Genomic DNA, 13,188 nt, shown 5'->3' with positions numbered 1-13,188 from the left:
GGCATCAGTAACTAACTGTTCAGTGCGACCGTGTCGCGGCCATCGCGGGCAAGCCCGCTCCCACAGGTTCAGCAGTGTTCACAGATTTTGTGTTCCACGCAGACCTTGTGGGAGCGGGCTTGCCCGCGATTGGGCGTTACGCCATTTTCACGCCGGGCGTCAGGGCCGCTGGCAACACCAGGCTCGGGGTTTCCAGCGAGGCCACCGGGTACGCGCAATAATCTGCGGCGTAGTAGGCGCTGGCGCGATGGTTACCCGAGGCGCCGACACCGCCGAAGGGTGCGCTGCTTGCCGCACCGGTCAACTGCTTGTTCCAGTTGACGATACCGGCGCGGCTTTCCAGCCAGAACTGCTGATAACGCGCTTCGGAATCCGACAGCAGTCCGGCTGCCAGACCATAGTCGGTGTCATTGGCTTCAGCGATCGCCGCTTCAAAATCAGCGTAGCGGATCACTTGCAGCAGCGGACCGAACAGCTCTTCGTCCGGGCGATCGGCAACCGCCGTCACGTCCAGAATACCTGGGGTCAGCAAGGCTGCCTGGGCCTGGGGCTGAGTCATTTCCAACAGCGCCACGGCGCCGTTGGCCAGCAGATGTTCTTGCGCATCCATCAGCGCTTTCGCAGCGCCGAGGGAAATCACCGAGCCCATGAACGGCGCTGGCTGCTGATCGAACGCACCGACTTCAATCGTCGAGCTGACCGCCACCAGACGCGCCAGCAGCGTATCGCCCCAGGTTCCTTGCGGCACCAGCAAGCGACGGGCACAAGTGCATCGCTGACCGGCAGAAATGAATGCCGACTGAATGATGGTGTAAACGGCGGCATCGAGGTCCGCGACCTGATCCACCACCAGCGGGTTGTTACCGCCCATTTCCAGCGCGAGGATCTTGTCCGGACGACCGGCAAACTGCTGGTGCAGGTGATTGCCGGTACGGCTGGAACCGGTGAAGAACAGACCGTCGATGCCCGGGTTCGCCGCCAGGGCGATACCGGTTTCGCGAGCGCCTTGCAGCAGGTTCAGCACGCCAGCCGGCAGACCGGCTTCGATCCAGCACTTGACCGTCAGCTCAGCGACTTTCGGGGTCAGCTCACTCGGTTTGAACAGCACACTGTTACCGGCCAGCAGCGCCGGTACGATGTGACCGTTCGGCAAGTGGCCGGGGAAGTTGTAAGGACCAAACACTGCCACCACACCGTGAGGTTTGTGGCGCAACACCGCCGTGGCGTCACCCAGCGGGCCGCTCTTCTCGCCGGTGCGTTCGCGGTAGCTCTGCACCGAGATCGCAATCTTGTTGACCATGCTGGTGACTTCAGTCGCCGCTTCCCACAGGGGTTTGCCGGTTTCTTCACCGATGGTGCGAGCCAGCTCGTCAGCGTGATTCTTCAACGCAGCGGCAAAGGCTTCCAGCACGCTGATGCGCTCTTCCAGGGTACGACGGGCCCAGCCCGGGAACGCCTGACGCGCAGCTTGCACAGCCGACTCGACCTGACCGGCCGTGGCACCTTCGCCGGCCCACAGCACTTGCTGGGTCACCGGGTTTACCGATTGAAAGCTTTCGCCCTGGCCAGCCAGCCATTCACCGGCGATGTATAGCGAATTCATTATTTCGACTCCCGAGCAGCGGACAACGGAACGGCGCGCACTTGATCGCCGGCGTTGAGTTGAAGACGTTTGGCGGTCAGCGGATCGACCACCAAAGTGCCGGCGGCGAAGCGTGCTGGTGCGGCAGTGATCCGGCAGTCTTCGCGCTTGCGGTTATGAATCAGGAACGGCGTGGCATCGTCACCCGGGGTGCCGATGGCCAGCACCAGCGCCTGGCTGTCACGCACTGCGCGGATCTTGGTGGTTTCGCATTCCACCGCTGGGCCGGCATCGAAGATGTCGACGTAGCCTTGATAGCTGAAACCTTCACTCTTGAGCATCGACAGGGCCGGCTCGGTATCCGGGTGAACCTGGCCGATCACGTTGCGCGCGTCTGGCGACAGGAAGCAGGTGTACAGCGGGAATTTCGGCATTAGTTCGGCGATGAACGCCTTGTTGCCCACGCCAGTGAGGTAATCGGCCTGGCTGAACTCCATCTTGAAGAAGTGCCGACCCAGGCTTTCCCAGAACGGCGAACGCCCGGCGTCATCGGACACACCGCGCATTTCGGCGATGATCTTGTTGCCGAACAATTGCGGGAACTCGGCGATGAACAGCAGCCGCGCCTTGGCCAGCATGCGGCCGTTTAGGCCACTGCGGAAATCGGCGTGCAGGAACAGCGAGCACAGCTCAGAGTTGCCGGTCAGGTCGTTGGCCAGGAACAGCGTCGGAATTTCGCGGTAGATGTTCAGTTCTTGCGAGGCGCTGACCGTCAGGCCGACCCGGAAGTTGTACCAGGGCTCACGCAGGCCGACGGCGCCAGCAATGGCGGAAATGCCCACCACGCGGCCGTTGTCGTCTTCGAGCACGAACAGGTAGTCCGCATCGCCCCGCCCGGCTTCGCCGCGGAAGGTCTTCTCGGCCCAGCCGACCCGATGGGCCAGACGCTCTTCGTTGGCCGGCAAGGTGGTCAGGCCGGTGCCGGTGCTGCGGGCCAGGTCGATCAGAGCGGGTAAATCGCTGCTGCGTACGGGACGAACGATCATGCTATCTCCTCAAACGGGCCGCTGACGCCACCCGTGAAACTCGCTGCTTTACTAAGCATTCATTCTTTATAGGCATAGCAGCAGGCGTTAAACCGCCACCAGGCGCACGCTGGCACCTTCACCGACGCCCAAGGCTTCGGCCGCTTCAAGATCCAGGGTTACGGGTTTGCCCGGCGCGTAATCGAGCTCAAGCAAAACGGCGCGGTAATCCTGCAACTGGGCGTTGGCCACCAGATATTGACGACCGGCACCTTTGACCGGCTCACCGATCTTCACCGGCACTACACGGCTCTGGGCGATCGAACGGATCCCCGAGACACGGGCGTGCAGAGTCGGGCCACCGTCGAAAATGTCGATGTAGTGATCGGTCTCGAAGCCTTCGCGCATCAGGATGTCGAAAGTGATCTGCGCCCGTGGGTGCACCTGGCCCATCGCCTCTTGTGCGGAGTCCGGCAGCAACGGCACGTAGATCGGGTAATGCGGCATCAGCTCGGCCAGGAATGTGCGGCTTTTCAGGCCACACAGACGCTCGGCTTCGGCGTAGTTGAGGTCGAAGAAGTTGCGACCGATGGCATCCCAGAACGGCGAGTCGCCGTTTTCGTCGCTATAACCGACGATCTCGGTCACCACCGAATCGGCAAAGCGCTCCGGATGGCTGGCCACGAACAACAGGCGACCACGGGAATTGAGCTCGGCCCATGGCGAACCCACCAACTCCGGCTTCACGTAGAAACTGGTCAGCAAGCTGTTGCCGGTCAGGTCGTGGCACTGGGAGAGCACGTGGATCTTGTTGTGAATCTTCAGCTCGCGGGAGGCGTGCACGAACGTTTCGTTACGAAAGCTGTAGAACGGCTCGGAATAACCGGCCGAGGCAACGATGGCCGAACAGCCGACCAGCTTGCCGGTGGCCGTGTCTTCGAGGACGAAGAAATAGCTCTCTTCTCCGTTGAAGCTGACTTCGGCGGCAAACGAGGCTTCGCTTGCGGCGATCTTGTCGCTCAGGCGTTCAACGTCATCCGGCAAGGAAGTGACACCAATCGGGCTGTCCGCAGCCAGACGCTGTACCTCGCCCAGATCAGCCATTTGCGCGGGGCGCATCACCAGCATGGTGTCACTCCTTTCTTAACATCAGGTTGGCGAATTGCGCCAACTCGGGGAAAAAAATGCCGGGCAGGCCCGGCACAGGAAATAATCTCAACGCCTATCTATTACGATAGGCGCTGAGGAGCACTGTATGAATCAGGCTTGCGTCAGCTTGGCCGCGGCGCGTTCGAAGCGGTCCAGACCGGCATCGATATCGGCGTCTTCAACCACCAGGCTTGGCGCGAAACGAATCACGTCAGGGCCGGCTTGCAGAATCATCAGGCCTTCACGCTCGGCGGCGTTGAAGATGTCTTTGGCCTTGCCTTTCCAGGCATCGCTCAGCACGCAACCGAGCAGCAGGCCCAGACCGCGGACTTCAGTGAAGAGGCCATACTTCTCGCCGATCTGCTCAAGGCGGGTCTTGAACTTGTCGTGCTTGGCATTGACGCCGTTCAGCACTTCTGGCGTGTTGATCACATCGATCACCGCTTCAGCAACAGCGCACGCCAGCGGGTTACCGCCATACGTGGTGCCGTGGGTACCGACGACCAGGTGTTTGGCCAGATCTTCGGTGGTCAGCATCGCGGCAATCGGGAAACCGCCGCCCAGGCTCTTGGCGCTGGTCAGGATGTCTGGGGTCACGCCGTAATGCTGATAGGCGAACAGCTTGCCGCTGCGGCCCATGCCGGTCTGGACTTCGTCGAAAACCAGCAACGCGTTATGCGCGTCGCACAGTTCACGAGCACCTTGCAGGTAAGACAGCTCGGCCGGCAATACGCCGCCTTCGCCCTGGATCGGCTCCAGAACCACCGCGCACGTCTTGTCGGAAACAGCGGCTTTCAGCGCGGCCAGATCATTGTAAGGCACGTGGGTGATGCCGGTGATCTTCGGGCCGAAGCCGTCAGAGTACTTCGACTGGCCACCAACGTTCACGGTGAACAGGGTACGGCCGTGAAAGCTGTTGAGCGCGGCAACGATTTCGTACTTCTCGGTACCGAAACGGTCATGGGCCACACGACGGGCCAGCTTGAAGGCGGCCTCGTTGGCTTCGGCGCCAGAGTTGCAGAAGAACACACGCTCGGCAAACGTGGCGTCGACCAGCTTATGGGCCAGGCGCAAGGCCGGCTCGTTGGTGAACACGTTGGACACGTGCCACAGCTTGTTCGCTTGCTCGGTCAATGCAGCGACCAGCGCCGGATGCGCATGGCCCAATACGTTAACGGCAATCCCGCCGGCGAAGTCGATCAGCTCGCGGCCAGACTGGTCCCAAACACGGGAACCGGCGCCACGCACAGGAATGAAAGCGGCTGGCGCGTAGTTGGGAACCATTACCTGGTCGAAATCGGCGCGTTCTACCGCAGCGTGCTCAACGGACATCGGAGTCTCCTGAAGAGGAACGCTCGCCTGAAACTGGCGAGCGATGAGGGGATTGTAAGGACAGTTTTCAGCCCGGCCTTGCCGCCAAGCGACAACTTCTTATAGCGCGAACACAGGTTTTGCCCGGGTTTACGGCAATGCGACAAATAGGGTCGCAAAGGCGCAGTTTAAACTGTCGCCGGCAATTGCAGCAGGCCCGCAGCATATCAATTCGAGAAGCTGTCCCTGCCATACATATGTACCGCACCTGGCTTTGCGCATTTTGATTTGCTTGGCGTTTCTATAGACGTTCAAGGATTCACCCCCATGCAAACATCGACCGGGCATCCGCCTGTTGTCACACCCCGGGACGGAGACGGCCCTGCACCGCTAAATCCTGCCTCGCACTATGAGCCGCTAAGGAATGCCATCCCCGAATGGCTTGGCAAGGCCTCTTCTGCCCGGCGCGAAGCGCTGAAGAACAACCGGCGCCCTGTCACCGACAGGATCAAGACCGCGCCGCGGGCGCAGCACGATGAGTTGAGAGCCGCCATCGCCACCCACATGACGGCACAGAACGCTGTCGATCAGAAACTGGAACACCTGCAAAACGCCAACGCCTTTGCCATACCTTTGCTCACCGCGGCGTTGAAGGAGCGATTTGGCGTGGATCTGGAGGTTACGCAAACCTTCCTGCGCCTCTACATACCCGTGACGACACCCGGTTTCCCGCTCACCACCGGCACCCGAACCTGGACGGTATCGTTGGTGGAAGCGGCGCTGCACAACTTCGAAGAGAAGGAAACCCGCGAAGGTGCCTACGAGACCGGTTCATCCTTTATCACCAAACCGTCCCCGACGGGGCAATTCGAGACGCTGGCGCAGGTCAACGCCAAAATCAGCATCCCGGCCTTCACCCGCCTGTGCCGGGAACTGGATATCGGTGCCCGCTACAAAACCTACCTTGAAGAGAACCTGGCGATATCCAGTCCGGTCGCCGCGGCTGTATTGCGACACAAGGTTAACGAAAGTCAGAAAGCCGCCTTGCAGGCCGCATTGCGGATGGCGCGGATGAATGGAGATCTTGGCGAAGACTATTTACGCCTGATCGGCGGCCTGCTCGACGGCTTGCAAGGTATGCGACTGAACGGGCATGCGGTGCGAAGCCACGACTTGACGATGATGTCGGCCACACTGACGGGCATCGTGGTTTTCGCACCGGATCTGGAACAGGCAGGGGCATCGGCCAGGGTGGTGGCTTATGTACCGGATGACCCTGACCATCCCGTCAAGGAATACGCCTCGCCCACCGAAATGATGAAAGAACTGACCCGCCAGTTGCGCTCGACCGACTACCAGCGTTTTTTCAGCCGTTTCGTGGCCCATGAGCAACGGGGGCATTTCTTCTCCGAGCTGAGCCGCCGCCTGAGCAAGGTGACATGGCATAAGCCGCAAGCGGGAAGCCAGCTGCCCGCCTGGCGGGACACTCCCATCGACAAACCCAAACTGCAGTTTGCCGTCACCCCCATCACCACAGAACTATGGGAGCACCTCTATCAACGCAAACTGAACAAGATCCTCAATGATGCAGCGGTCATTGCCGTCGCCACCGCCACGGTCGACAGCAACACCCGCTGGGCCCTCTGGGATTCTTTCGTCAAGGTGGCATCATCGATCCTCGAGATCGCCTCGTTTGTCTTGATGCCCTTTGTCCCGTTTCTCGGGGAAATGATGATGGCCTATATGGCCTATCAGTTTCTCGACGAGGCCTTCGAATGGATTGTCGATTGGTCCGAAGGTTTGACCACCGAAGCCGCCGAACACTTTTTCACAGCATTGGAATCATTGATCCAGCTGGGGGCCTTCGGGCTCGGCGCAAGGATTGCCATGACAGAACTGCCGAAGGTTTTGCCAGCAAGCGTTGTGTCATTCATTGATCGGTTCCAGGCCGTCAAACTGCGCAACGGCAAAACCCTTTACTGGAAACCGGATCTGAAAGTCTATGCACGTCAAGCCGTGCCCCCCAAAGGATCCACGCCAGACCACCAGGGCGTGCACTGGCACCAGGGCAAGCGGCTGGTGACCATCGATCAGACCCATTACGCCATCAGCCAGCATGAGCACCCCGGCAAGTTCCGCATCGAACACCCGACGCGGCCCGATGCTTACCAGCCGATCGTGCGCCATAACGGCGAAGGTGCGTTTTACACCGAACTCGAACAACCGCTGGAATGGGACACCGCCACCGCATTACAACGCATCGGCCATAGCGTCGAATCATTTTCCCCCGCCCGGCGCGAGCAAATACTCAAGGTCAGCGGTTATCCGCAAGACGCGTTACGCAAAATGCACGTAAACCAGGAACCCCTGCCGCCACTGCTGGCCGACAGCATCCAACGCTTCAAGATCGATCAGGACCTGCTAGGTTTCATCGACCGGATCGCCAGCGACAGGCCCGAGGATTATCTGGGCGCGGATCCGCTGACCCAGCTCCAGCTTCTCAAGGAACACAACCTGTGGCCGGCCAATAAACGATTGCGTTTTATCAACGATCAAGGGGAGATCGCATGGCAATCCTCTACCGATGAACGTCTGCCGCTGACTGAGCTGCGCCAGGATAGGCTGGCAGGTGGCGATTTGCTCAAGACGCTGCTGCAAACCCTCAGCGAGCCAGAAATCAACACGCTGCTGGGAGAAGATTTCGGCGAGATGTTCGCCCTCGACAGACGCGCGCGCACACTCAGAGCCAGGCTCGCGCAGATCGCCCGACAGCAACGCACCGTGCTTTTCGAAGCACGCTATCAAGCGCTTCAACATCGCGATGAGCCCTTGGCAAAGAACGTAGCCCTGCACGAGCCGCAGTTACCCGCCAGAATCACCGAGGAACTGCTGAACACGGCCACCGGCTCGGAACTGTTGGCGATCGGCGAAGGAAAATGGCCGGAACGACAACAGGAACTGGCGAAACTGGCCAGACAGGAACTGCGCATCGCCCGCGCCTTCGAAGGGCTTGAGCTGGACTCGGTGCGCAATCCGGACACCGAAACCCTGGCGTTGCACAGCCTTAAACAATTGCCTGGCTGGTCCAAAGACATACGCCTGGAAGTCCGGGATCAGTCTTACGAAGCAAAGGTGCTTGACAGCACCGGGCCCGTAAACGCCTCCATTCAAAAAGTGCTGGTGCGCAAATCCGATGGCACCTGGCAGCCGTACGACCATCAGGGACAGGAGCTGCATGCACCGACGGATTTTTACACCTGCGTGCTGCAGGCCTTGCCGGACGCCGAACGTCAGGCCATGAATCTGCAGATCGGCGAAGGGCAAAAACTGAAACAGGCCATCCGTGATAACCCGCTGGAACGAACCGATCTGCGCCTGGCGATTTCGCCCGAGCCTGTTCAAGCACCTGTCGTCGATACGTTGCGATTGTTGGGGACGGAAGGTTATTCGCGCAATGCGCCGCGCACGCCGCGCACGTTGGAGAACAGAATAAGGGAGGTCTTCCCAAGAATTTCCGATCTCGAACTACTGGTCATGGCGCAACGTCTGGAAAGTCATCCGGGCGGCGCGATCGTCGAGTTGTCCCGACTTCGTCTCGAGTACGCAAAACTCGAAAGCGACCTGAATCAATGGATGTTCAACCTCCCGCAGGTCGACACGGCAAGCGGTGCCAGACTGTCAAGCGAACGCCAGGCGGCCATGCGGGATCGTCAATTGTTCGCCCATGCCCTGCGCAGTTGCTGGCGCAGGGAAATGCGGGGACCGCACGGCTCCCGAATGAGCTTTTCGGAACCCGTCATAGGCGACCTGCCTGTCCTGACGGCCGACTTCAGCCATGTCGCCAGCCTGGAGCTGATCGGTGGCGGAGCCCCAGGTGCGATGGATGCCTTTCTCGAAAACTTCCCGGGGCTGCTGCGACTGGAACTGCGCCACTTCGACCTGCACAACCTGCCACAACGCTTGACGGCACTCGCATCGCTCAAGCAATTGACCCTGCGCAATTGCGGTGTGCTCCTCACACCGCAAAACCAGTCGATATTGTCATCTCTCAACGCACTGACCGCGCTGGATCTGGAGGGCAACCCGCTGGGCGTGACGTTTGATTTCAACTTCATGCCGATGCTGACTCATCTCAACCTGTCCAGTACCGGCCTTTCCGATGTTCCGCCCGGACTCCTGAACCACTCGCAAATCAGAATTGCCTGGCTCACCGACAATCAGATCACCACGCTGCCGGACGCTTTGTTCGAACTGTCTGCCGACTCCACCGCAGGTTTCGATTTTTTCGGCAATCCTCTTTCCGCCGCTACCCGTGAACGAGTGAAGACCTATTTCAACCGCACAGGGAGCGACCTGGGCGTGCGCGCCGAACAAGCCGATATCGACCGGACGAAGGCACTGTTTTCAGACCTCAATGATCGTCAAGCCAGCGAACTGGTCTACGGTCTGCCAGGCTCACTCATTCAAGGCCGGCTTCAACTGGCCCGTTGGGAGGCTGAAATAGCCCGGATGACGGCTGAGCTCGCCAAGTGGGCCCGGGACACGACAGACCGCAACCCGTCCAATGGCGAAATGCTTAATCCCAATGAGCGGCTCGACGAGTTTCACGCAAGAGAGGTGTTTGCCGGGCGTCTGGAGCGGCTCTGGCGCCACCGTTCAACAGTTCATCCGCTATCAAGAGCGGACGTATTCTCGGCACAAACATCGTTCATGGGCGACATGCCAGAGTTGACGGCAGATTTCAGTCACATCACCGAGTTGTCGCTGACCGGAAACAAAAACATAAGCGCCACCTCCCCGTTCCTCAGAAGCTTCCCGCGGTTAAATCGCCTGATTTTGCGCAATTTCGCGCTCGATCAAGTGCCTCAGACACTCAGCGGCCTGCCGACGCTTGAAACATTGCTCCTGGAAGACTGCGGCGTGACGCTCACAGCAGAAACGCAGAGGGCGCTTGCGGCATTGCCCAGGCTTGACTCACTCGAGCTCCCCAAGAACCCGCTGGGCAACGCGCCCGACGTGGAGCCCCTTGGCGAACTGACCTACCTCGACCTTTCCCGCACCGGGATCACTGATATTCCGTCCGGAATGATCGCCCATCCGAAATTGAGAACGGCGATTGTCAGTGATAACCAGATAACCGAGCTGCCCGAGGCTCTTTTTGAACTGCCCGGTCAAATCAGTAACGGGTTCGACTTCTCCAACAATCCGCTCTCCCCCTCCACACGGGAACGGATCAAGGTCTATTGCCGTGAAACCGGTCAAGACCTCGGAGTGCTCGCCGACCAGGAGGATATCGCCGCCACTCGGGCGCTGTTTCCGAGTCTGGACAGTGAGGAAGCCAGTGATGTGTTCTATAGCTTGCCCGGCTCTCTGGAGCAGGGTCGCAGCCAACTCAGGCATTGGCAGGCGGAGATCGAACAATTGAAAACCGACCTTGGGGCGTGGAAAACAGCGATTCCCCAAACCCACCCAACCAGCGGGCAATCGCTCAATTCCCGCCAGCTGCTTGCAGAGCACACGGCGAGAACAGCATTCGCCGATCAACTGGAACAGCTGTGGCGCGCCAGATCCGCGGAAGATCTCAGGTTGAGAGGCTTCAGCCTGAAATCGGATTTGCCTTTCATCGGCGAGCTGCCCGCTTTGTCGGCGGATTTCAGCCATATTTCCAATATAGCCTTGAATGGCAATGGCGCCTTGGGAGGCATCGATGCCTTCCTCGACTCCTTTTCGGGCTTGCATCATCTGGAGCTGCATGACTTCAGCTTGAAGCAAATTCCGCAGGCATTCACGCGCATGCCTTCGCTGCAGCGCCTGATTATGGAAAATTGTGCCCTGACGTTGACCGCCGAAACCCAGACAACCCTGTCGTCGCTGAGCCAGCTTCAATACCTGAACCTGAGCCACAACCCGCTGGGAGTTCCCCCTGCACTGGACGCACTGCCATCCCTGGTTCACGTGCGAATGGTCGACACCGGGATTTCAGATCTGCCGGACGGCCTGTTCGGGCATCCACGCCTTGTCGCCGGCATTTTCGATAACAACCGGATCAACGAACTGCCTGACGAGCTCTTCAATGTCTCCGCTCTGAGCCTCAAACAACTCAGCTTTACCGACAACCCATTGACCCCGGCCAGCCGCGAACGAGTAAAAGCCCACTATCAGCGGCACAGGCAGAACTTTGGCGTTTCGATGTCCCGGGCGGATGTCGATCGTACACTCGCGCTGTTTCCGTTCCTGGCGACTGAAGACGCCGAGAGAGTGTTGTATCTGCTGCCGGGCACGATCGAACAAGGGCGGATACAGATCGCGCACTGGGAAGCGGAAATCCGGCAACTGAGCGAAGAGCTCGCCCAATGGATAGACGAGATTCCTGAGTATTATCCCGAAACGAATGTATTGCTGAGCGAGAATGACCGAGCCCGGGAGCGCGCCGACAGAATCGCGTTTCGCCTGGAGATGGAAGAGTTCTGGCGCGAAAGATCACAAGAACAACCTGAGTCGAGGACGAGCACGCTCAGTTTGAACCCGGCGTTCATCGGCGAGCTCCCTGCATTGAGTGCAGACTTCGGCCACGTCATGACGCTATCGATTACCGGCAATCCTCAGTTGCGGGCGAGCAATGGGTTTCTCCAGTGTTTTACCGGCCTGAACACCCTGGAACTGCGCGACCTGGCCTTGGAGCAAGTGCCCCAGGCGCTCACCCGGATGCCTGCACTTGAACAACTGGTCATGAGCCATTGCGCCGTGGTGTTGAATGCAGAAGGCAGCGCCACCCTTTCGTCACTCACGCACCTTAAAAGCCTGGAGCTCTACAACAATCCACTGGGCAGGCTGCCCGATATCCGGAACATGCCGGCACTTGAATATCTCGATCTTGCCAGCATCGGAATTTCCGGGCTTCCAACTGGGCTGTTGAACCATCCTGGACTTGAAACTGTCGTCCTCAACACTAACCACATCACCGAACTTCCCGCGGAAGTCTTCAATCTGCCGGCCTCCGCCGGCAAGGGCTACGACTTCGGCAACAATCCGTTGAACGCCGCCACACGAGAGCGGATCAAGGACTACTATCGCCGCACCGGGGAAGATCTTGGCGTACTTGCCGAACAAGCTGATATCGCTCGTGCCCAGACACTGTACCCAGCCCTGACCGATGAACAGGCCAGCAGCTTCATCTACCGCCTGAACGGTACATTGGTCGATGGTCGAAACGAACTGACACACCGGGAAGCCGAACTCGGCAACTTGACCAGAAGTCTTGCCGACTGGGCGGCCGACATACCCGACCACCCCGTCACTGGGGAACCGCTCAGCGCGGACGAACGACTGCTGGAGGAGCAAAAGAGAGAGGCGTTCAAAGAAGCGCTGCTGACCTGCTGGCGTAAAACACCGGTGGAAGATTCGGATGTCGACAACTACGGATTCACCTCGAACCTGTCGATCCTGGGCGAGTTGCCGACGCTGAGCGCCGACTTCGGTCATGTGCCGGAAATGTTTCTGCTCGGTACTGGCGATTACTCGCCACGGATCGGCCGATTCCTGGAATCATTCCCCAACCTGGACAACCTTGCCATCCGAGATTACAACCTGGGCAATCTTCCCGACGCACTCTTCAAGATGGGGCGCCTGACGGCATTGAGCCTGCCAGAGTGTAATGTCACCCTGACGCCAGACACGGTGACCGCGCTGGCCGGCATGCATAACCTTGAGGTGCTGAATCTGCGGGATAACCCGCTGGGGCTTACCCCGGATCTGAGCAACCTGCAGGGGCTTACCGATCTGGACCTGAGCGGTACAGGCATTACCGAATTCCCCAATGGAGTGCTTGGCAACTTCCAGTGGAACGAGATTGACTTGTCGGGCAATGCGATCACCGAAGTGCCGCAAGAGTTGATGGAAGTCCCGGCGGAAATCAGCGACCGTTACGACTTGCGCGGCAATCCCTTCTCCGCACCAAGCATGGAGCGTATTCGGGCCTACTACCACGAAACGGGTCAGACGCTGAATGTCGACAATGCCATAGGGCAACCGCCTGCTGTCATCCGTGCTGACGTCGACATAGAGGACTGAAGAACGCATCAGACAACCAACGCCATGGCGCCGGACTCCATGGCGTTGTCG

Annotated in this window: 5 protein-coding genes; 1 reads left to right on the top strand and 4 read right to left on the bottom strand. The window is 59.4% G+C overall.

Going from position 1 to position 13,188, the window contains the following annotated elements; all coding sequences use genetic code 11:
• Nucleotides 1–136 precede the first annotated feature (136 nt).
• From astD to PSH97_RS07140, 4 genes are all read right to left on the bottom strand, one after another.
• The gene (gene astD / locus PSH97_RS07155) at nucleotides 137–1,606 is read right to left on the bottom strand and encodes a succinylglutamate-semialdehyde dehydrogenase (RefSeq protein ID WP_305449758.1); all 1,470 of its coding nucleotides are present in this window, start codon (nucleotides 1,604–1,606) and stop codon (nucleotides 137–139) included.
• Nucleotides 1,603–2,628, bottom strand: a complete 1,026-nt coding sequence (astA, locus tag PSH97_RS07150) for an arginine N-succinyltransferase (protein WP_305448646.1) — start codon at nucleotides 2,626–2,628, stop codon at nucleotides 1,603–1,605. Before astA ends, astD begins: the two co-directional genes overlap by 4 nt.
• A gap of 87 nt (nucleotides 2,629–2,715) precedes the next feature.
• Nucleotides 2,716–3,735, bottom strand: coding sequence for an arginine/ornithine succinyltransferase subunit alpha (gene aruF / locus PSH97_RS07145; RefSeq protein ID WP_095634598.1), 1,020 nt, complete (start codon nucleotides 3,733–3,735; stop codon nucleotides 2,716–2,718).
• Between the two features lie 132 nt (nucleotides 3,736–3,867).
• The gene (locus PSH97_RS07140) at nucleotides 3,868–5,088 is read right to left on the bottom strand and encodes an aspartate aminotransferase family protein (RefSeq protein ID WP_007904683.1); all 1,221 of its coding nucleotides are present in this window, start codon (nucleotides 5,086–5,088) and stop codon (nucleotides 3,868–3,870) included.
• Nucleotides 5,089–5,394: 306 nt separating this feature from the next.
• Here PSH97_RS07140 and PSH97_RS07135 point away from each other — a divergent pair, with 306 nt between their 5' ends.
• The gene (locus PSH97_RS07135) at nucleotides 5,395–13,137 is read left to right on the top strand and encodes a dermonecrotic toxin domain-containing protein (RefSeq protein WP_305448645.1); all 7,743 of its coding nucleotides are present in this window, start codon (nucleotides 5,395–5,397) and stop codon (nucleotides 13,135–13,137) included.
• The last annotated feature ends 51 nt before the right edge of the window (nucleotides 13,138–13,188 follow it).

It is taken from the genome of Pseudomonas cucumis, from assembly GCF_030687935.1.
Classification (GTDB): domain Bacteria; phylum Pseudomonadota; class Gammaproteobacteria; order Pseudomonadales; family Pseudomonadaceae; genus Aquipseudomonas; species Aquipseudomonas cucumis.
This window is presented reverse-complemented; position numbering and strand designations above follow the sequence as displayed.